At 73.1% G+C, this 21,207-nt stretch carries 15 protein-coding genes; 7 read left to right on the plus strand and 8 right to left on the minus strand.

The features are described 5' to 3' along the window. Positions 1–80: 80 nt before the first annotated feature. A complete protein-coding gene (locus ACZ45E_RS23015) occupies positions 81–2,075 on the plus strand; it encodes a metallophosphoesterase family protein (protein ID WP_468223310.1) in 1,995 nt (664 codons plus the stop codon). Between the two features lie 24 nt (positions 2,076–2,099). On the opposite strand, the gene ACZ45E_RS23020 is transcribed toward ACZ45E_RS23015, so the two are convergent. Then, positions 2,100–3,356: a lipase family protein gene (locus ACZ45E_RS23020; RefSeq protein ID WP_468223312.1), complete on the minus strand. Its 1,257-nt coding sequence runs from the start codon at positions 3,354–3,356 to the stop codon at positions 2,100–2,102. Between the two features lie 332 nt (positions 3,357–3,688). Between ACZ45E_RS23020 and ACZ45E_RS23025 the strand changes: the two genes are divergently transcribed. The 3 genes from ACZ45E_RS23025 to ACZ45E_RS23035 all read left to right on the plus strand — a co-directional run bounded on the left by ACZ45E_RS23025 (position 3,689) and on the right by ACZ45E_RS23035 (position 9,185). Further along, positions 3,689–6,583: a peroxidase family protein gene (locus ACZ45E_RS23025; RefSeq protein ID WP_468223313.1), complete on the plus strand. Its 2,895-nt coding sequence runs from the start codon at positions 3,689–3,691 to the stop codon at positions 6,581–6,583. After that, entirely contained in the window at positions 6,570–7,973 is a 1,404-nt protein-coding gene (locus ACZ45E_RS23030; RefSeq protein ID WP_468223316.1) for a hypothetical protein, read from the plus strand. The genes ACZ45E_RS23025 and ACZ45E_RS23030 overlap by 14 nt, the downstream gene beginning before the upstream one ends. Positions 7,974–8,042: 69 nt before the next feature. Continuing rightward, positions 8,043–9,185 (plus strand): serine hydrolase domain-containing protein, encoded by a 1,143-nt coding sequence (locus ACZ45E_RS23035; protein ID WP_468223318.1) that lies wholly within the window; start codon positions 8,043–8,045, stop codon positions 9,183–9,185. A 6-nt stretch (positions 9,186–9,191) separates the two neighbouring features. Here the strand turns inward: ACZ45E_RS23035 and ACZ45E_RS23040 are convergent, their stop codons facing one another. Both ACZ45E_RS23040 and ACZ45E_RS23045 read right to left on the minus strand, forming a co-directional pair. Beyond that, positions 9,192–10,184, minus strand: coding sequence for an acyl-CoA dehydrogenase family protein (locus ACZ45E_RS23040; RefSeq protein WP_468223320.1), 993 nt, complete (start codon positions 10,182–10,184; stop codon positions 9,192–9,194). Then, the gene (locus tag ACZ45E_RS23045; RefSeq protein ID WP_468223322.1) at positions 10,184–11,338 is read right to left on the minus strand and encodes an acyl-CoA dehydrogenase family protein; all 1,155 of its coding nucleotides are present in this window, start codon (positions 11,336–11,338) and stop codon (positions 10,184–10,186) included. Before ACZ45E_RS23045 ends, ACZ45E_RS23040 begins: the two co-directional genes overlap by 1 nt. Before the next feature lie 87 nt (positions 11,339–11,425). On the opposite strand from ACZ45E_RS23045, the gene ACZ45E_RS23050 reads away from it, so the two are divergent. Next, entirely contained in the window at positions 11,426–12,211 is a 786-nt protein-coding gene (locus ACZ45E_RS23050; protein ID WP_468223323.1) for an SDR family oxidoreductase, read from the plus strand. 26 nt (positions 12,212–12,237) lie between these two features. Next, positions 12,238–13,395 (plus strand): acetyl-CoA C-acetyltransferase, encoded by a 1,158-nt coding sequence (locus tag ACZ45E_RS23055; protein WP_468223325.1) that lies wholly within the window; start codon positions 12,238–12,240, stop codon positions 13,393–13,395. Positions 13,396–13,427: 32 nt separating this feature from the next. On the opposite strand, the gene ACZ45E_RS23060 is transcribed toward ACZ45E_RS23055, so the two are convergent. The 5 genes from ACZ45E_RS23060 to qcrB all read right to left on the minus strand — a co-directional run bounded on the left by ACZ45E_RS23060 (position 13,428) and on the right by qcrB (position 18,736). Further along, positions 13,428–14,474 (minus strand): NAD(P)H-dependent flavin oxidoreductase, encoded by a 1,047-nt coding sequence (locus ACZ45E_RS23060; protein ID WP_468223654.1) that lies wholly within the window; start codon positions 14,472–14,474, stop codon positions 13,428–13,430. 38 nt (positions 14,475–14,512) lie between these two features. Then, positions 14,513–15,274 carry a CoA-transferase subunit beta gene (locus ACZ45E_RS23065; RefSeq protein WP_468223327.1) on the minus strand — a complete coding sequence of 254 codons (762 nt, stop codon included), beginning with the start codon at positions 15,272–15,274 and terminating at the stop codon, positions 14,513–14,515. After that, positions 15,271–16,155, minus strand: a complete 885-nt coding sequence (locus ACZ45E_RS23070) for a CoA transferase subunit A (protein ID WP_468223328.1) — start codon at positions 16,153–16,155, stop codon at positions 15,271–15,273. Before ACZ45E_RS23070 ends, ACZ45E_RS23065 begins: the two co-directional genes overlap by 4 nt. Beyond that, positions 16,152–16,967 carry an enoyl-CoA hydratase family protein gene (locus ACZ45E_RS23075; RefSeq protein WP_468223330.1) on the minus strand — a complete coding sequence of 272 codons (816 nt, stop codon included), beginning with the start codon at positions 16,965–16,967 and terminating at the stop codon, positions 16,152–16,154. Before ACZ45E_RS23075 ends, ACZ45E_RS23070 begins: the two co-directional genes overlap by 4 nt. A 101-nt stretch (positions 16,968–17,068) precedes the next feature. After that, the gene (gene qcrB, locus ACZ45E_RS23080; protein WP_468223332.1) at positions 17,069–18,736 is read right to left on the minus strand and encodes a cytochrome bc1 complex cytochrome b subunit; all 1,668 of its coding nucleotides are present in this window, start codon (positions 18,734–18,736) and stop codon (positions 17,069–17,071) included. Positions 18,737–19,641: 905 nt separating this feature from the next. Between qcrB and ACZ45E_RS23085 the strand changes: the two genes are divergently transcribed. Further along, complete coding sequence (locus tag ACZ45E_RS23085) at positions 19,642–21,144, plus strand: hypothetical protein (RefSeq protein ID WP_468223334.1); 1,503 nt, start codon at positions 19,642–19,644, stop codon at positions 21,142–21,144. Positions 21,145–21,207 lie beyond the last annotated feature (63 nt).

Genomic DNA, 21,207 nt, shown 5'->3' on the forward strand with positions numbered 1-21,207 from the left:
CGCGCCCGCCTCTCCCCGTCGACCCGCTCGCCCCGCTCCTCCCGCGCCCTCCGTCCCATCCGTGCTCCAGGTATCCGGGAATGACGACGATGACCGACTTCCGGCCCAGCCAGGCCTACCGCCAGGACCTCGACATCCGCTTCGCCGACGGCACGGTCCCGGCGTGGGCCCGCCCGCTGGTCGAGGGCCAGCAACCCAACAGCACCGCGTGGGTCGTCGTGATGGCGCGGCGCGCCGGAAAGAGCTGGCTGGCCCAGGCGGCCGAGCGGGCGCACGCCCCGGGCAGGGCGCGCCGGATCGATCTGCGCTCCGGCGAGGCGACCGTCCGCAGGGCCGGCCTCGGCTGTCTCGTCGGCCGTCGTACGGCACCGGCCCGGGCGCCGGGGACGGTGCTGTTCGTCGACGAGCCCGCGCTCTCCACGGCGGACGGGCGGGGGCTCGGTGTCGAACCGGCCGTGCTCGCCGCCGGACTCGAACAGGTACGGGCGGCCGGGATCGTCCCCGTGGTCCTCGCGACACCGGCCGAACACGAACTGCTCGTCCCGTACCTGGGCGCCGACCACCCCAAGGACGTGGTGCGCCCGCCCGTGCTCTCGCCCGAGGAGTGCGCCCGCCTGGCCGGGCGCGCCCCCGACTGGGCGCCCCCGGTGGTGGAGCTGCTCCGCGACTCCTTCCCCGGCTGGCTCCAGACCCCGTTCCTTCTCGAACTGGCTCTGCACAGCGCGGAGTCGCAGCCGGAGCTGCGTACGGACGCGGAGGCGCTCGACCGTGCGGCCTGCGACGCGGCCGTGCAGCAGCACGCCTACATCGGCCAGTGGTTCCACGACGGCACGTCGACGGTGGGCCGCTCGCGGCTGCGCGCGCATCGGTGGTACCGCGCCGGGGTGGACGTGGCCGGCGCGGGCGACCGGGCCGGGCAGCCGCGGACCGGTGCCGCGGACCCGGCCGCCGATCCGGTGCTCGCCCGCCATCTGCCCGAGGTGCTCCGCATCCATCACGTGTCCGACCTGCACCACGGCGGCAGCCTGCGGTCCAACGTCGACGCCAAGGACGGCACCAGGGCGGGCCGCAAGCTTGGCTCTCTCGCGGGCGCGGGCTCTCCCATGGACAGCTATCTGGAGCATCTGCGCCACCTCGGCGAACTCGGCCGCGCCCCTCATCTGCTGCTCGTCACGGGCGATCTGGTGAACCGGCCGCACGACCCCTTCGGCACCCTCGCGCTGAACTGGCTGCGCGACGCGGGCAAGAAGCTCGCGGACCATCCGGACCTGCGCCCGGACGACCCCCGCATCCTGCTGGTGGGCGGCAATCACGACGTGTCGTGGGACCTGTCCCTCGATCCGCGGCCGGCGGCGCGGCACGAGTGGTTCGCGCGGACCTTCGCCGAGTTCCCGCACCCCGACCTCCAGGAGCCCCGGCACGACCGGCGCCGCCTGTACGTGCGCTATCCGGAGGCGGGGCTGCGGATCGCCCTCCTCGGCTCCGCGGAGTCGGGCGGCGAGGTGGCGCACGACGAGGACCGGCAGAAGCTGGAGGCCGCCCAGGAGGAGTTCGCCCACACCCTGGGCGAGTCCCAACTGGCTTCGCTGATAATGGACTTCGAGCGGATCGATCCCGGTGTCGTCTCGCGCGGCGTGCTGGACCGGCTCGCGCCCGACCGGGGTTACACCACCCTCGCCGCCCTGCACCATCCGCTCTCCCCTGTGCCCACGGTGGAGATCGCCCCGTACTCGGGTGTCGTCAACGCGGGTCAGGCGAAATGGGCGCTCGCCGCCGCCGAGACCTCTCTGGTCCTGCACGGCCATACGCATCTGGGGTTCCTGGCCGCCGAGCGGCTGCTCGGCGGCGCGCGGGAGTGGACGACGCGGATCGCGGGGGCGCCCGCGCTCGGCAGCCGCGAGACGGACGAGAGCAACGGCTACAACGAGGTGTTCGTGGCCCGCGAGGGCGACGCCCACACGCTCGCCGTGCGCACGGTGCGGCTGGCCGGGGGCCAGTGGGTGGCGGACCCGGTCATCGCCTTCCGTCCGGGCGCCCCGGCCGAGCTGCCGGTCGGGGACGTGTGCCGGGACTGAGGTGGCCCGTGGCGCCGGGCGGTCTCAGCGCACGTCGCCGAACTCGCTCAGCACGCCTTCCGGGGCCAGCGCGTTGACGTAGTTCCCGGGCCCGTGGTCCTCGAAGGAGTACTGGAACGGGATCGACCGGGTCAGCGCGAGCCGCGCCGCGAAGAAGGCGAGCGGGGCGACGACGGCGAGCCCCGCCAGGCTGTCCATCTGGGCGTAGTGCGGGGCCGGGTCGCGGCGCTCGGCCCAGCCCTGCCGGCGGGAGCGGGCCGGGACCTCGGCGAGCCGGCGCAGGCGGCGCAGCGGGTTGGCGCCGGTGAGCAGGTCGCCGGGGACCGCGACGGCCTCGGCCGCCGCGTCGGCCGCCGCCCCGAGCAGCGCGTCCAGGCCCGCGCGGGGCCTGCGGTAGTGGAACTCGCGGCCGAACGCGGCGTACGGGCCCACGGGGCGCGGGGGGAGCGCGGGCACGATGTCGCGGTCGTGGATGTAGCGCAGCAGCCGGTCGCGGAGCAGGTGCGTACCGTTCGAGTCGGTGGCGCTCTCGCAGGCGCGGGCCAGTTCGGGGCCGCCGAGCATGGGCTGGCCGAAGGTGTAGACGGCGCGCAGACAGCGGGCGATGTGCGCGTAGCGCGGTTCGTGGACGAGGGTGACCGCCATGAGGGCCGCCATGGCCGCGCCGAGGCTGTGGCCGGTGATGTAGAGCGCTTCGAGGCCGCCGCCGCGGACGCCCTGTTCCGCGAGGTCGACGGACTCGCCGCGTACGGCCCGGTCGAGGGCCTCCAGGACCAGATGGCGGGTGGCGCGCATGTTGCGGTAGAAGCCCGCGTGCACGGGGTGGCGCACGCCGTCGAGGTCGACGCGGAGCGTGTCGGGGTGCACGTCGGCGTCGGTGAGGATGCTGATGATGTCCTCGGGCTGGGTGCCGCGGTAGCAGAGGATCGCGACGCGGCGGTCCTTGTCCTGGACGAGGTAGGCGGCCGAGGCGATGTAGAGGGCGTCGACGCGCTGTTCGACGAGGCGGCAGCGGTTCTCGGGCAGGCCGAGGCGGGTCGCCATCGTCGCCATCGTCCGGGCGTCGCCGCGCTGGCCGTACCCGGCGTACGCGTACGCCGAGCAGGTCGCGAAGGCGTGCGGAAGGACGCCGTCCGGGTCGGGGTGGCCTTTGTCGTCCAGGAGCCGGTCGAGCAGGTCGGGGTAGACGGGGAAGCCGGTCCGCCCCGGTTCGACGAACGTCGGTTCCTTGCAGGGGCGCAGTGCGGCGAAGGTGGGGCCGTGCTCGGTCGTGTCCCGCATGGAACCTCCCTGGGCGGGCTGCTGAGCACACCACCGGAGCGGGGCGCCGTCAAGGCGTCGCTGACCGGCCATCGGCGGGGCCTTCGGGTGGGGCGGGTGAGGGGTGGGCGGCGCACGGTGCGTCGGCGCGGCGGGCGCCGATCGGGTGTGCGCCGCTGACAGGCCCGAACCCGCTCGTGCGTACGGGAGTTCGGGCCCGGGGCGGGGTGGTGGACATGGCGGGAACGGGCGCTGTGGGGCGTGTCGCGGCGCCGCTAGCGTCGCTGACCCCTCCCCTTCCGCGTACGAGGCCCGATCTCCCGACGCACAGCACACGACAGGGACGGCAACCCATGGCCGAGACCGAACGCCACACTCCGTACGAATCGGCACAGTACGAGCGGTACGAGGGCGGCAGCCCCGAGGCCGAGCGGCTCGTGTTCGAACACCTCGCCCGAGAGATCATGAAGGTGCAGGTCAAGAACCGGCGGGCCGCAGGAACCCCCGGGTACGAGCGCGTCTTCCACGCAAAGGCGGCGCTCGGCGTGGAGAACGCCCGGCTGCGCTTCGCCGACGACCTCCCGGCCGCTCTGCGCAGCGGCTTCGCCCAGCCCGGCGCCGACTATCCGGCGACGGTACGGCTGTCGAACGCCAGCGGCATCCGCGGCCCCGACGGCGCGCCCGATCTGCACGGCGTCGCTGTCCGCGTCCAGGTCACGGGCGACGAGAGCCACGACCTCATGGCGACCAGTTTCCCGGTGTCGCACGCCCGCGACGCCCGCGAGTTCGTGGCCTTCGCCAAGGCAATGGCCGGAGCGCGCAGCCCGCTGCGGAAGGCCATCGGCCTGTTCGTGAAGCTGCCACTCGCGGTGGGGCTCGGTACCGCGAACCGGATGCGCCGCAATGTCCGGGCGGCGACCCGGCACACGGTCAACTCCCTGGCCCGGGAGACCTATTGGAGCCGGGGCGCGATCCTGTGGGCGGAGGCGGGCCCGGTCCGCTATCTGTTCCGGCCCGCCGCGGGCGGTGGCGGCGTCGCACCGCACCCGGACCGCCGCGACCCGAACTTCCTGCGGGCGGAGCTCGGCCGGCGCCTCTCCCGTGACGACGTCGCCTTCGACCTGTGCGTGCAGCGCTACGTCGACGAGCGCCGCACGCCCGTCGAGGACGGCTCCGTGGAGTGGCAGGAGGCGATCACGCCGCCCGTCGTGGTGGCGCGGCTGACGATCCCGCGGCAGGACATCTCGACGGCCGAGGCCGGTTCGGCGGCGCGGCGGATCGAGGAGCTCGCGTTCAACCCGTGGTTCACGACGGAGGACTTCAAGCCGCTCGGCAACATCAACCGGGCCCGCAAGGTCGCGTACCGGGCGAGCGCCGCGCACCGCGGCGACCTCCGCTTCACCACCGAGGAGCCGGTCAGGAACCGCGTCCTCGGCGCGCCGGTCGCGTACGTCTTCCGGGCCCTGAACCGCGTCGTGCCGTGGCACCGGCTGCCGCTGGAGGCGAGCCTGCTCAACCTGGTGTTCCTGCGCAGGGTGCTGCGCCGGTTCAACCTCATCGACACCGATGTGCCGGAAGCGCCGCCGAAGGCCGAGCCGGTGCCGGTCCCGGTCGACGAGCGGCTGCGCACCTCACGCTCGTACGACGGCACCTACAACGATCTGTCGGCGCCGAAGATGGGCGCGGTGGGCGCCGCGTTCGGCCGCAACCTCAAGCCGGTGTACCGGCCCGACCTCTTCGACACCCCGAACCCGGTGACGGTCAGCCGTCAGCTCCTGACCCGGGACAGCTTCGTGCCCGCGACCTCCCTGAACGTGCTGGCGGCGGCGTGGATCCAGTTCCAGGTGCACGACTGGGTGAACCACCGGCGCTACGGCGAGGGCGGCAGGACGGTCGAGGTGCCGCTGCCCCCGGGCGGCGGCACCTGGACCAACTCCCCCGGCGGCCCGCAGGAGAACCTGATGCGGTTCGCCGAGAACGAGGGCATCGAGCTGCCCGGCGACAAACCGCCGATCCTCTTCGGGAACACCGCCTCGCACTGGTGGGACGGTTCCGAGGTGTACGGCGGCGACGAGACGACGGCGAAGCAGCTGCGGGAGCCCGACGGCGGCGCCAAGCTGCTGCTCGACGGCGGGCACATCCCGATCGACCGCCACGGCATCCCGATCACCGGGTTCAAGGACAACTGGTGGATGGGGCTCAGCGCCATGCACACGCTGTTCGCCCGTGAGCACAACGCCGTCTGCGACGCGCTGCGCGCCGAGTACCCGTCGATGAGCGAGGACCGGATCTACCACACGGCCCGGCTCGTCGTCTCGGCGCTCATCGCGAAGATCCACACCGTGGAGTGGACCCCGGCGATCCTCGCGACGAAGGCGATCGACATCGGTCTGCGCACCAACTGGGAGGGCCCGCCGAAGAACTGGCTGAACCAGCTGGGCCTGTGGCTCCTCGAATCGCATGCGCTGACCGGCATCCCGAAGACGCTCCCCGACCACCACGGGGCGCCGTATGCGCTGACCGAGGACTTCGTCACCGTCTACCGGATGCACCCGCTGATCCCCGACGACTACGAGCTGCGCGAGCACCACTTCGGACAGCGCCTGGAGACCGTCGGCTTCAACGACATCCAGGGCGCGGCGGCGGAGAGCCAGATCCGCAAGACCGGCCTGGCGAACACCCTGTACTCGTTCGGCATCGCGCACCCGGGCGCGATCACGCTGCACAACTACCCGAAGTCCCTCCAGAACTTCCAGCGCGAGGGCGAGATCATCGACCTGTCGGTGGTCGACCTGGTGCGTACCCGCAGGCGCGGGGTGCCGCGCTACAACGACTTCCGCGCGGGCCTGCACAAGGAGCGCATCCGCCGCTTCGAGGACCTGACGCAGGAGCCGGAGACCCTGGCGCGCCTCAAGGAGGTGTACCGCACGGTCGACGAGATCGACACGGTCGTCGGCCTGTTCGCGGAGAACCCGCCGACCGGCTTCGGGTTCTCGGACACCGCGTTCCGCGTCTTCATCCTGATGGCGACGCGCCGGCTCCAGAGCGACCGGTTCCTCACCGTCGACTACCGCCCGGAGATCTACACGCCGCTCGGTATCGACTGGGTGGAGAAGGGCGGCATGAAGTCCGTCGTGCTGCGGCACTGCCCGGAGCTGGCAAGCCTGATGCCGCGCGAGGCGAGCGCGTTCGCGCCGTGGCGGCCGGTCTCCCCGGCGGCCACCGGAGGCCACGATGACATCGGCTGACGCGGAGCCGGGCGGCTCGGGCGACCGGGGCCTGGACGACCTGCTCTCCCGCCCGTTCCTGCAGACCGTCTGGCGGCGGCGCACCCACCGGGTCTCCCGGGGCGCGTCGGTGCCGGCCGGGTCGATGAGCTATCAGTCGCCGCACAAGGCGCAGCCGCTGACCGAGCTGGAGGAGGCGCTGCTCATCGCGGTCACCGGCTCCACCGGGCTGACCATGCCGGACCGCCCGTTCGAGGACCCGCGCGACCACAAGCCCATCATGGCCAAGCCGAACCTGACCATGACGGGCCGCACGGCCGGCAGCCCCGACAACGCGCAGGGCACGTACTTCTTCCTGATCAACGACAGCGGTACGTACTTCCTGCGCAAGCTGCCCGCCGCCCCGCACGAGCCGTTCGACGCGCGGACGCTGATCGAACGCGCCCGGCGGACGAAGGTCAAGGTCCTCGACCACCGCCTCGACGTGGCCGAGGGGCTGCGCGACTTCCCGGCGTACCTGGACTCCAACCGGTTCCTGTCCAACCTGCCGGGCACCACCGTCCTGTTCCCGGTCGTCGACCTCTCGCACCAGTACATCAACGCGCTGATGTATCTGCTCACCCAGCCGGACGGGGCGCGGCCGACCTTCGTCGACGACCGCAATCTGTACCGCCCGGCGGGCGTGAAGAAGTGGATGGACAACGGCTTCCTGAACAAGGACCTGAAGCTGCCGCTCGGCGCGCTCGGGCCGATGCGGACCCAGATCGAGGCGGATCTGCTGCTGCAGACGGTGATGCTGACGGCGGAGGCGATGGGGCTCGGCGCCTGGATCCACGCCTCACTCAATCCGCAGATCGCGCTCGGGTACCCGAAGTTCAGCAAGGTGTACGGCCGGATGCTCGGCTTCACGTTCGTCACGCCGCGCTGGCGCCTGGCCGACCTGTGGCGCTGGCACGTCCCGCTGCCCAAGTACGCCACGCTGCGCTCGCAACCGGTCGGCCTGACCGACCCCGCCACGGGCGAGCCGCTGATCGCGGCCGCCTGTCCGCCCGCCCACGCCTCCATGTCGGACGCGGTCGACGCGATCGTCGAGACAAAGTTCGGCGCGGGCGGCACGTACGGCGACAAGGACGTCTTCAGCCGCATCTACAAGGAGGACTACGGGCAGCGCTATCTCGCCGAGGCCAGCGAGTACGACGAGCGCGTCATCGACTGCGCCCGTGACGTCTGTACGTACATCCTGGCCACGCACCGCCGTTTTCCCGCGCACACGGACGCCATCCACGTGCCCGGCATCTGGTTGCAGGCGCACCACGTGGAGGGTGAGTACTACGAGCGGTTCTTCGCGGACGGCCTGACCGACGCGCACCGTGCGCACGACACGCTGTGGGACGGTGAACCGATGAGTTGAGAGCGGTCCTGCGGTCACCCTTCTCGTACGCACCACGTACGCCATCGCCTGACCAGAAGGGTGACCCCGATGTCCGAGTCCGCTTTGAGCGATGTTCTGGCCCCGCACGTCACGAAGGGGCCCGTGCCGGGAGCCGTGGGTCTGGTGGCCCGCGGCGACCGGGTGGAGGTGGCAGCCGTCGGGCACGCCGACGCCGAGGGCACCACCCCCCTCGCACGGGACTCGATCTTCCGCATCGCCTCGCTCACCAAGCCGGTCACGGCGGCGGCCGTGATGATCCTGCTCGACGAGGGGCGCCTCACCCTCGACTCGCCGATCGGGCACTGGCTGCCCGAGCTGGCCACGCCGAACGTCGTCCGGGACCCGGCGGGTCCGGTCGAGGACGTCGTGCCGGCGGCCCGCCCGATCACGGTGGAGGACCTGCTGACGTTCCGCGCGGGCTGGGGCTGCCCGTCCGACTTCTCGCTGCCCGCCGTGCGGCCGGTGTTCGCGCTGATGGACCCGCACGGGCCGCAGCGCCTGCCGGAGCCGGACACCTGGCTCGCCGCCCTCGGCCGGGTCCCGCTGCTGTACCAGCCCGGCGAGGCGTGGCTCTACAACACGTGCTCCGACATCCAGGGCGCCCTGGTCTCCCGGGTGACCGGGCAGCCCCTGCCGGACTTCTTCGCCGAGCGGATCTTCGAGCCCCTGGGCATGCGCGACACCGCCTTCGAGGTCCCCGCGGCCAAGCGGTCCCGGTTCACCAGTTCCTACGTGCCCACGGCCGACGGCGGCGCCGAGCGCGTCGACACCCCCGACGGCCAGTGGAGCGGCCTGCCCGCGTTCCCCTCCGGCGCGGGCGGGCTCGCCTCCACGGTGGACGACTGGTGGGCGCTGGCCCGCATGCTGCTCGACGGCGGCGGGTCCGTGCTCTCCGCCGAGTCGGTGCGGCTGATGACGACGGACCATCTGAGCGCGGACCAGCGCGCGGCCGCCGAGCTGTTCACGCAAGGGGCGGGCTGGGGCTTCGGCGGCTCCGTGGACGTGGAGCGCCGCGACCCGTGGAACGTGCCGGGCCGCTACGGCTGGGTCGGCGGCACCGGCACGGCGGGGCACCTGACCCCGTCGACGGGCACGGTCACCGTCCTGATGACCCAGCTCGCCCTGACCGGCCCCTCGCCGCTGCCCCCGGTCATGCGGGACTTCTGGGCCTACGCGGCCGGCGGCCGGTGACCGGACTCACCCGGCGAGCACCTGTGCCCGGCACGCGCCCGGCGTACCCCACGCCCCGCGCAGCGCCCGCGCCTTCGTGAGCCACAGGCTCAGGTCGAACTCGGCGGTGTAGCCGATGGCGCCGTGCAGTTGGAGTGCCGTGCGGGCGGCCGTGTACGCGGCCTCGCCCGCGGCCACCTTGGCGGCGGCGAGGTCGGCCGGGCGCATCGTCAGGGCCGCGCCGTACACCAGCGGGCGGGCGAACTCCACGGCGATCAGGGTATCCGCGAGCCGGTGCTTGACGGCCTGGAACGCGCCGATCGGTGTCCCGAACTGGGTGCGCCGCCTGACGTGCGCGACCGTGCGGTCGAGCAGGGCCCGGCCGACCCCGAGGGCCTGCGCGGCGGTGGCGAGGCGGGCGAGCGCGGCGGCGTGCAGGGCCGCTTCCCGTACGGCCGGCCCGGCGGCGAGGCCGTCACCGCCGGGCAGGGGCAGCGCGTGGCGGCGGGCCGCGTCGAGGCCGGGGCGGACGGGGCCGTGGCCGGGCGCGGAGCGCACTGTCCAGGGCGCTCCGGGGGCGCGGCCGGCCTCCACCACGAGCAGCGCGTCGGCCGCGTCGGCGTCCACGACGTAGGGCCCGTTCCCCGGCGCGCCGAGGGTGACCATGGCGTCCCCGCCGAGCAGCCCGTCCAGGAGGTCCTTGCCCGCGCCGCCGGCCGCGAGCGCCGCGATCAGGGAGGCCGCCGCCACCGACTCCGCGTACGGGCCAGGCACCGCGTGCCGCCCCAACCCCTCGAAAGCAACGGCCAGTTCGACGGGGAGTTCACCGACGCCGTCGAACTCCTCGGGGACGGCGAGCATGAACAGGCCGGTGCCGGCGACGCGGCGCCACAGGGCCCGGCCAGGCGCGTGCTCGCCCGCGGCCCAGGCGCGCGCCGCCGCCGGTACGTCCGCGGCGCCGAGCAGCGCGTCGAGGGTGCGGCCGAACTCCCGCTGCTCGGCGTCGAGGAGGAAACGCATCAGCGCCGTCCCTTCGGCAGGCCGAGCAGCCGCTCGGCGATGATGTCCCGCTGGATCTCGTTGGTGCCCGCGTAGATCGGCCCGGCCAGGGAGAAGACGTACCCTTCCGCCCACTGCCCGTCCGCCAGCTCGCCCTCGGGGCCGTCGAGTTCGAGGGCCGTCTCGTGCAGGGCCAGGTCGTACTCCGACCAGAAGACCTTGTTCAGGCTGGACTCGGCGCCGAGTTCCTGGCCGTCGAGGGCGCGCGAGGCGTGGGTCCAGGTGAACAGTTCGTAGGCGCGGGCCCCGATCACGGCGTCGGCGACCCGGTCCCGGATCCCGCTGTCCGCCGGGTCGCCCGCCGCCCGCCACTGCCGCGCCAGCCGCTCGGCGCTCGCCAGGAACCGGCCGGGCGAGCGCAGGGTCAGACCGCGCTCGCTGCCGGTCGCGGACATGGCGATGCGCCATCCCTGCCCGGGTTCCCCGATGACGTCGGCGTCGGGGACGAAGACGTCGTCGAGGAAGAGTTCCGCGAAGGCCGGTTTGCCGTCGAGGCGCGCGAGGGGCCGGACGGTGACGCCCGGCGCGCGCAGGTCGAACATGAGGTAGGTGAGCCCGCGGTGCGGCTTGTCCGACCTCCCGGTGGCCGGGTCGCTGCGGAACAGGCCGAAGGCCCGGTCGGCGAAGGCGGCCCGCGACGACCACGTCTTCTGGCCGTTGAGCAGCCAACCGCCGGCGACGGGGACGGCGGTCGAGCGCAGCGAGGCGAGGTCGGAGCCGGATCCGGGTTCGGACCACGCCTGCGCCCAGACGGTCTCGCCGCTCGCCATGGGCGGCAGGATCCGGGCGCGCTGCTCGTCGGTGCCGTGGTCGAACAGGGTCGGCGCGAGGAGGTGGATGCCGTTCTGCGAGACCCGGCCGGGCGCCCCGGCCGCGTAGTAAACCTCCTCGAACAGCAGCCACCGTACGAGGCCGGCGCCCTGGCCGCCGTACCGCTCGGGCCAGGAGACGACCGACCAGCGGTCGGCGGCCAGTTCACGCTCCCATTCCCGGTGCGCGGCGAAGCCGGCCCCGGTCTCCAGGGAGGGCAGCGGTTCGGCCGGTACGTGTGCGGCGAGCCAGCCGCGGGCCCGTTCCTGGAAGGCCGCGTCCTCGGCGTCGATCGTCAGGTCCATCGGCCTCACACCTCTTCTTCCCTAACAAGTGTTTGGTAGATTAGCCTCCGGATCGGACAGCCGTCGAGAGCCCAGGGAGGTACCCGGATGAGCGCACCGCCGCCGTACGAGCCCGGTCATCGACTGCTCGCCGGGCGTACCGCCGTGATCACCGCGGCGGCCGGCGCCGGCATCGGCGGCGCCACCGCCCGCCGCTTCCTGGAGGAGGGTGCGCGGATCGTCGTCGGGGACGCGCACGCGCGACGCACGGGTGAGACGGTGGAGGCGCTGGCCGAGGAGTTCGGCGCCGACCGCGTGGCGGGGACCCCCTGCGACGTGACCGTCGAGGAGCAGGTGCGGGCGTTGTTCGCGCTGGCCGGGCAGGTCCACGGCGGCCTGGACATCGTCGTGAACAACGCGGGCCTCGGTGGCACCGCCGAACTGACCGAGATGACCGACGAGCAGTGGGCGAAGGTCATCGACACGACACTGACCGGCACGTTCCGCTGCACCCGCGCGGCCCTGCGGCGCATGAAGGAGGCGGGCCGCGGCGGCGTCATCATCAACAACGCCTCCGTGCTGGGCTGGCGCGCCCAGGCCGGGCAGGCGCACTACGCGGCCGCGAAGGCGGGGGTGATGGCGCTGACCCGCTGCGCTTCCGTCGAGGCGGCGGAGCACGGCATCCGCGTCAACGCGGTCGCGCCGAGCCTCGCCATGCATCCGCATCTGGTGAAGGTCACCTCGCCCGAACTCCTGGCGGAGCTGACGTCACGCGAGGCGTTCGGCCGGTACGCCGAGCCGTGGGAGGTCGCCAACACGATCGTCTTCCTGGCCAGCGGCTACTCCTCGTACCTGACCGGTGAGGTGCTCTCCGTCAGCGACCGGCACGCCTGAACCCCTACAGCCAGGAGGAGTCGACCATGCCCGAGGCGTACATCGTGGACGCTGTGCGGACCCCGGTGGGCAGGCGCGGAGGCGGTCTCTCCGCCGTGCACCCCGCCGACCTGGGCGCGCACGTGCTCAAGGCGCTCGTGGAGCGCACCGGGGTGGACCCCGGCGCCGTCGAGGACGTCGTGTTCGGCTGCCTCGACGCCGTCGGCCCGCAGGCCGGTGACATCGCGCGGACCGCGTGGCTCGCGGCCGGGCTGCCCGAGGAGGTGCCGGGGGTCACGGTCGACCGGCAGTGCGGCTCCTCGCAGCAGGCCGTGCACTTCGCGGCGCAGGGCGTGCTCTCCGGCACACAGGATCTGGTGGTCGCGGGCGGCACGCAGAACATGTCGCTCGTCCCGATCGCGTTCGCCTCGCGGCAGGCGGCCGCACCGCTGGGCCTGGCGGAGGGCCCGTTCGCGGGCAGCGAGGGCTGGCGCGCCCGCTACGGCACGCAGCCGGTCGACCAGTTCCACGGCGCGCAGCTGATCGCCGACAAGTGGGACATCACCCGGGCCGCCATGGAGGAGTGGGCGCTGCGCTCGCACCGGCGGGCGGTCCGCGCCATCGACGAGGGGCGCTTCGCGCGCGAGACGGTCGCGTACGGCGACGTCACCGTCGACGAGGGCCCGCGCCGGGACACGACCCTGGCGAAGATGGCGTCGCTCGCCCCGGTCGTGGCGGGCGGCACCATCACGGCGGCATGCTCCTCGCAGGTGTCGGACGGCGCCGCGGCGATGCTCCTCGCGTCCGAACGGGCCGTGCGCGAACACGGGTTGACGCCCCGCGCCCGCGTCCACCACCTCTCCGTACGCGGCGAGGACCCGGTCCGGATGCTGTCGGCGCCGATCCCCGCGACGGCGTACGCGCTGAAGAAGACCGGGATGTCGCTCGACGACATCGATCTGGTGGAGATCAACGAGGCGTTCGCCCCGGTGGTCCTGGCCTGGCTGAAGGAGACCGGCGCCGACCCGGAGAAGGTCAACGTGAACGGTGGCGCCATTGCCCTCGGCCACCCCTTGGGCGCGACGGGCGTGAAGCTGATGACGACGCTGCTGCACGAACTGGAGCGCACGGGCGGCCGGTTCGGTCTCCAGACGATGTGCGAGGGCGGCGGCCAGGCCAACGTGACGATCATCGAGCGCCTGTAGGCGACCCGCGGTCGGTGCGGCCCGCCCTTCGGCTACGCCGACCGCAGCCGCTCCAGTGTCTCCCCCGCCTCGGCCATGATCCGGTCCACCAGCTCACGGCACGAGGGCAGGTCCTCGACGAGGCCGGCGACCTGTCCTGAGGCCATCACGCCGCCTCGCGGATCGCCGTCCACCATCGCGGACCTGAGCATCATGGGCGTGTTGGCCGCCAGCAGCACCTGGCTCCAGGTCAGCTCCTTGCCGTGCTTCATCGCGAGGCCGTCGCGGAGCATCCGGGTCCAGCCGAGCCCGGACACCTCACGGAAGGCCGCCGCGTGCCGCACCGCGCGGAGCAGGCGGGCGGTGCGGCCCGCGCGTTCCAGGGACGCGACGAGTTCGCTGCGCAGCATGCGGTGCGGGAGCCCGTCGACGGCGGTGGTGACGGTGACGTCCTTGACGCCCGCGGCGAGGTAGCGGGCCTTCACGGCGTCGGGCACGGTCGAGTCCGAGGTGAGCAGGAAGCGGGTGCCCATGGCGACGCCGGCGGCCCCGAAGGCGAGCGCCGCGACCAGGCCGCGGCCGTCGTGGAAGCCGCCCGCGGCGATCACCGGGATGTCGACCGCGTCGACGACCTGCGGCAGCAGCACGGTGGTCGCCACCTCGCCGGTGTGGCCGCCGCCCTCGCCGCCCTGCACGACGACCGCGTCCGCGCCCCACGCGGCGACCTTCTCGGCGTGCCGGCGCGCCCCGACGGAGGGGATGACGACGACGCCCGCATCCTTCAGCTCGGCGATCAGGTCCCGGGAGGGGGCGAGCGCGAAGGAGGCCACCTTCACGCCTTCCTCGACGATGACGCGTACGCGGTCGCGCGCGTCCCCCGCGTCGGCCCGCAGGTTGACCCCGAAGGGCTGGTCGGTGCGGGCCTTCACCTCCCGTACGGCCGCGCGGAGTTGGCCGGTGGTCATCGTCGCGGAGGCGAGCACGCCGAGAGCTCCGGCGTTCGCGGAGGCCGACACGAGCCGGGCTCCGGCGACCCAGCCCATGCCGGTCTGCACGATCGGGTGGCGTACGCCGGTGAGTTCGGTGAGGGCCGTCTTCAGCACCGGGCCCGACGGCGGGTCGGGCGCGGGCCCACCGGTCACGCGGGCACCTCGCGGTGGCGCAGGCCGCCCGGGTCCAACTCGGCCCGGATGAGTTGGAGTTCGGCCGCTGTCGGGTCCCGGGTGTACGGGATCTCGTCGGGCAGGACCAGCTCGAACCCGGTCGCCTCGCACACCTCCTCGACCGTGACCCCCGGGTGCAGCGAGGCGAGCCGCATCGTGTGGTCCGGCGTGGCGAAGTCCAGCACGGCGAGGTTCGTGACGACGCGCGGCAGGTGGTGGAAGCGGGTGGCGGACGGCCCGGCCGCGGCGGCCCTGTCGTACCCCACGCCGCTCACCATGTCGACCTGGGCCACGAAGACCCGCCGGGAGTGTTTGGGCACCCAGTAACTCGTCGGGTTGTTCAGCGTGTTGACCGGTGCGCCGCGCACACCGAGCAGCTGCCGGGTGGGCCGGCGCCAGTCGCCGATGCAGGAGATGTTCTGGTTGCCGAACCGGTCGAGCTGGCTCGCGCCCATCATGACGTGCCGGCGGCCGCTCGCCACGAGCTCCAGGTGCTGGCGGTAGGGCAGCCAGCCCTCGGGCTCCCCGTCGGGGCCGATCAGCGTGGCCTCGCCGTCCGTCAGCAGCAGTCCGGGCGCGAACGTGCGGCGGGCGAGCCGCGCCCCGATGCCGGGGACCGTACCCATGGGGCTCGCGAGCACTTCCCCGCTGCCGCGCCACGCCTCGGCGCAGGCGATGACGCAGTGGTCGGCGCGGGTCACGAGCCCGGCCGTGGCGTCGTCCGTCGTGGTCGTCATCGTCCGTCCCCGCTCTCCCGCTCCTGGCGCCAGGTCTCGACCGCGGCCTGGTACGCCTCCTCGTCCCCGTCGAGGAACCGGGCCCGCAACTCCCCGAACGGCGTTGTCGCGTACAGCTTCTGGAACGCCTCGTCGCGTCCGTAGTCGGGTACGCAGGAGGTGAAGTGCGCCCCGTTCGGCGCCTCGACGACGCCGGTGACCCGGTGCCGTTTGATCAGCAGCGACTGCGCGGGGCCGCCCTTGGCGAGGTCGGCGCCGTCCACGACCCGCTCGCAGGAGACGTACGCCTCCTCGGCCGCCGCGCAGAACAGGTCGTCGAAGTAGGGGTCGGGGCCCAGGTACTGGCCGTTGCCCGCCCGGTCCGCGCGGTTCATGTGGACGAGGGCCGCGTCCAGGCGCAGCGCGGGCATCGCGACGAACGTCTCCCCGTCCTCGTACGGCGAAGTCACCGTGCGCAGGCCGGGGTTGACGCGCATGACGTCCGAGCCGATGCCCGCCCGCACGGGCAGGAACGGCAGCCGGTTCGCGGCGGCGCGCAGCCCCCACATGAACATGGCCTCGTCGACCTCCGTCAGTTCGATGCGGCCCTGCTCGCGCGCGGCGCGGAAGTGCGGCTCCAGGGGGATCGAGTCGAGCGTGGCGAAGGGCGCCACCACCTTGCGCACCTTCCCCGCGGCGGCCAGCAGCCCCACGTCCGGGCCGCCGTAGGAGACGACGGTCAGGTCGGTGAGATCGCTGCGCAGCACCGCCCGCACCAGCGCCATGGGTTTGCGGCGCGAGCCCCAGCCGCCGATGCCGAGTGTCATGCCGCTGCGCAGCCGGGCGGCCACTTCGTCGGCGGAGAGCCTCTTGTCGATCAGGCCGGTCCCGTCGGTGCTCATGTCGTCTCCTGCGGGGCGGCGCCGAAGGTGGAGCGGACCCGGTCGGCGACGCCGCTGAGGTTCGCCTCGAAGGTGAAGCCCTGCTCGAAGCGGTAGCTGCGGCGTACGTCGACGGGGTCGATGCCGTTGAGCGCGGCCTTGGCGAGCCGCAGCAGGTAGCCGTCCTTGCGGGCGATCTCGGCCGCCAACTGGAGTGCCTGGGAGCGCAGTTCGTGACGCGGGACGACTTTCCAGACCGAGCCGTGCGCGTGCAGCTCGGCGGCGGTCACGGTGCGCGAGGTGTAGTAGAGGGCGCGCATCAGGTGCTGCGGGACCAGCCGCGCCAGGTGGGTGGCGGCGCCGAGGGCGCCCCGGTCGAGCTCGGGCAGGCCGAACGTGGCGTCGTCGCTCGCCACGATCGCGTCCGCGTTGCCGACGAGCCCGATCCCGCCACCGAGGCAGAAGCCCTGCACGGCGGCGACGACGGGCACCTCGCACTCGTAGACGGCGGCGAACGCCGCCGCGCACCCCCGGTTGGCGCCGATCAGCGCCGCGTGGCCGCTGTCGCGCTGCATCTCCTTGATGTCGACGCCCGCGTTGAACCCGCGGCCGGCGGCGGTGAGCACGACACAACGCACGTCGGGGTCGCGGCCCGCCGCGCGCACGGTGTCGGCGAGGTCGTACCAGCCCTGCACCGGCAGGGCGTTGACCGGGGCGTAGTCGACGTCGACGACGGCGATGGCCTTGTCCGCCGCGGAGCCGTCGGCACTGTCGGCGTTGTCGGCGTTGTCGGCGTTGTCGGCGTGGTCCGCGAACGAGAGGGAGACAGGCATCAGCGACTCCGCCACCTTCCTACCTAACATTTGTTAGATGGGAAGGTAGCAGCGATGCCGCGGGAACGACAGGCGCCCGTACGCGGGTGGACGGGAGCGCGTCAGTGCGCGGACGGGTCCCGCTCGGACTCGTGCCATCCGGCGTGCAGCGCCCGGTACTCCTCGGCGGTCGCCTTCGGCACGTAGGTCCCCGGCCCGTACATCGCCTTGGCGAGACGTGCCCGCACCCGCTGGCGCACGGAGAACTTCCGCGCCACCCCGTTCTCGTCGATCCGCGGCCCCAACTCGTAGGGCTTGGGCTGCTCGTGCAGGTTCAGGGTGTACAACTCGGCGCGCGTGAGCGGTTCGTGGACCTCGATGAATTCGCCGTGCGGCAGCCGCTTGATCGTGCCGGACTCGCGGCCGTGCAGGGCCTTCTCGCGGTCCCGGCGCTGAAGCCCGTTGCAGATCCGCTTGGTGACGACGAAGGCGAACACCGGGGCGACGAAGAAGGCGATCCGCACGAACCAGGTGATGGCGTTGATGGACAGGTGCAAGTTGAGAGCCACGATGTCGTTGCCGCCTCCGATCAGGAGTACCGCGTACAGCGCCAGCCACGCGACGCCCAGTCCGGTCCTGACGGGCCGGTTGCGCGGGCGCTCGGCGATGTGGTGTTCGCGCTTGTCGCCCGTGATCCATGCCTCGATGAACGGATACACCGCGATCACCGTCATGACCAGCGGGAACAGCGTGAACGGGATGAAGACGCCCAGTTGCAACGTGTGGCCCCAGGCGTTGATCTCCCATCCCGGCATCACCCGGATCAGGCCCTCGGAGAAGCCGAGGTACCAGTCGGGCTGGGCGCCCGTCGTGACGAGATCCGTCCGGTACGGGCCGAAGGCCCACACGGGGTTGATCGTCGCGACCGCCCCCATCATCGCGAGCACGCCGAAGACGAGGAAGAAGAAGCCGCCGGCCTTGGCCACGTAGATCGGCAGGAAGGGCGCGCCGACGACGTTCCGCTCGGTGCGGCCGGGGCCCGCGAACTGGGTGTGCTTGTGGTAGAAGACCAGGATCAGATGGGCCGCGACCAGGCCCAGCATGATGCCGGGCAGCAGCAGGATGTGGACCGGGTAGAGCCGGGCGATGAAGTCCTCGCCGGGGAACTCGCCGCCGAAGAGGAAGAACGACAGATACGTCCCGACGACCGGCACCGACAGGATGGCGCCCTGCGCGAAGCGCAGACCCGTACCGGAGAGCAGATCGTCGGGGAGCGAGTAGCCGGTGAGGCCGGTGATGATGCCGAGCATCAACAGGGTCCAGCCGAACAGCCAGTTGACCTCGCGGGGCTTGCGGAACGCGCCCGTGAAGAAGACCCGCATCATGTGCGCGAGCATCGCCGCGACGAAGACCAGCGCGGCCCAGTGGTGGATCTGCCGGATGAGCAGACCGCCGCGTACCTCCATGCTGATGTCGATCGTCGACTCGTACGCCCGGGTCATGAGGATGCCCTTGAGCGGTTCGTACGAGCCGTTGTAGACGACCTCGGCGTTGCTGGGCTCGAAGAACAGGGTCAGATAGACGCCGGTGAGGATGAGGATGAGAAAGCTGTAGAGGCAGATCTCGCCGAACATGAAGGACCAGTGGTCCGGAAAGATCTTGCGCATCTGGGTCTTGGCGAGCTGGTACAGGCCGAGCCGGCCGTCCGCCCAGTCGGCCAGGCGCTCGCCACCGCCCGGAGGGTCCGCCCGTCGGCCGTCGTCATGGGTGCGCTCGATGCCATCGCTCATGCGACTCCCCCTCGAAGCCCGGTGAGGCACAGTCAGGGTAGAACCGTGCGGGCGCCACCGACAGGGGTGCGGCGGGGCGGCGCGGTGCGCAGCCGGATGCCGCTGCAACCCAGGGTGCTGGTGGTGACTGCGTCCGGAATGTCGAGAGGGCGCCTCACCCTTCACCGGCCTCCGTCGCCGTCACCGTCACCGCGCCCGTCCCCTGCTCCGCCATATGTTCCATGGCCGCCTCCACGGTCTCGGTATGCGCCCACGCCGCCTTGGGCGCCGCTCGGCGACGCGCTCGGGTTCGGCTGGCGGCCGGGGCCGGGCGGGCGCGGGCGTTGGAGGCGTGACGCGGCGACCGCACCCCAGGGGCGGTACGCGCGGGCCTTTGCCAGTGCTACGGGTGCGGGGAGATAGGCTTTCGCGGCCGGGGGTCCGTCGCGGGCCGCGCCCGGCACAAGTGAAGGCGAACTGACTCGATCCGGGGGTCTGCCGATGATGTTCGACGTGGGGGCGAGGATGACTGGTCCGCTGGTGCCGACCCGGGCTGCCGCCCGGCAGGCGTGGTGACCCACGTGGAGAACAACACCGAGCACGCGACCCCGGACCGCGCCAAGACCCCGCTGCCGGTACGCCACCCGGACAAGGACCGCCCCAACCCGGGGACCGTCCGCTCGAAATCCAGGCCCAGGGCGCCACGCCCGCGCCAGGAGACCCAGGCACCGCAGCCGCGCGCGGAGGGTTCGGTTGTGGGGCAGCCGCGTGCGGAGAGCTCGGTTGCAGGACAGCCGCGTGCGGACGGCTCCGCTATAGGGCAGCCGGGTGCAGAAGGCTTGGCACCACGGTCGGGCAACGAGGGCTCGGCTCCGGTGCGGCCAGGTGCGGAGGGCTCGGCTGCGGTGCGGCCGCGTACGGAGGGCTTGGCGCCCCAGCAGGGCAGCGAAGGCTCGGAGATAGGGCAGCCGCGCGCAGAGAGTTCAGCGGAGCGCGCGGGTGCAGAGGTCCACGCGCCGCAGTCGCCGCGTACGGAGAACTCCGCGCCGCAACCCCGCACCGACAGCGCACCCGCACCCGCCTCCGACCCGACCCCGGTCGCCGAAAGGCTGGGCTCGGAGAGCCTGGACTCAGGGAGCCTGGACTCAGGGAGCCTGGGCTCGGAGAGCAACGCCCCGCTGCCACGCTCGACCGTCAGCGTCGCGCCGGTCGCCATCGACTTCACGCCCAGGCCGATCCCGGGGACGCAGCCCCGGAACGGCCCCGCACCCGCGGACAGCACGCCCCCACCCAGCGCCGCGCCGGAGCCCGAGGACAGCGTGCCCGGGCCGATGCCGGGGCAGGACGCGGCCCACGGGGCGGCCCCCCGCGCCGCGGCGAACCCGGGGTCGCCCGCGCCGGGTGCCGCGACGCACGGGCCCGTCGCGTCCGCGCCGCCGATGCCGCCCGAGCCGCCCGCGACGACGGGCTCCGTGCCCGTCGTCCGCCCCCGGCCGGGGATCGCGTTCCCGGCGCCCGAGCCCGTTCTCACCGTCGACCCGCGGCTCACGCAGGCCGCGGGCAAGCCGCAGCACGGCGACTCGGTGGCGCGGCGTTCGGGGCAGTCACTGCGCCGGATCGCCAGACCTTCGGCCCAGGCCGGTGGCGAAGAAGCGCGCTGGGCGCGGGAGTTGCAGCACCCGGTGACCAAGGGCCGGGTCATCGCCGTGACCTCGATCCGGGGCGGCGTCGGCAAGACCACCGCCGCCGCGCTCGTCGCCCGCACCCTCCAGCGGGTCCGCCAGGACCCCGTTCTCGCCCTGGAGGCGGACGCCGCCCTCGGTACGCTGGCGGTGCGGCTCGGCGCCCAGTCGGTGCGCTGGTCGTGCGGCGAACTGGCCCGCATACTGACGCCGTCGATGCATCTCCTCGACATCACCGGCTACTTGGTGCCGCTCCCCGACGGCGGCTGGCTGCTGCCCGCCAGCCAGGGCCGGGTCGGGCCCCCGCTCGACATCCCGACCTACCGCACCGTCACCCTCGCGCTGCGCCGCCACTTCGCCATGACGGTCGTCGACTGCGAGACGCTGCCCGGCGAAGTCGCGCGTACCGCCATGGACACCGCGCACGCCCGCATCATCGTCGCCCCGATGACCGCCGAGGGCGTCGGCGGCACCCGCGTCGTCCTGGACTGGCTGGCCGGGCTGCCGCACTCCGCGCTGCCGTCCACCGTCGTGGCGCTGACCTCCGGCGCGCCGGACCAGAACCTCGACCTGGCCGCCGCGACCGCCCATGTCCGCGAGACCGGCGTCGGCGTCGTCCACCTGCCCTACGACCGGCACCTCGCCGCGGGCGGCCCGATCCACACGGATCTGCTCGCCTCCGCCACCCGCCGCGCCGCCGCACACCTCGCCGCCGAGGCGGTTCAGCGCGCGGTACGCAACCAGTGACGGCCCGCCCGAGCCCCAGCGACGTAGAAGACGCACGAGCCCCGGCGACGTAGCAGAACCGGC

Source organism: Streptomyces sp. NPDC030991 (assembly GCF_055571235.1).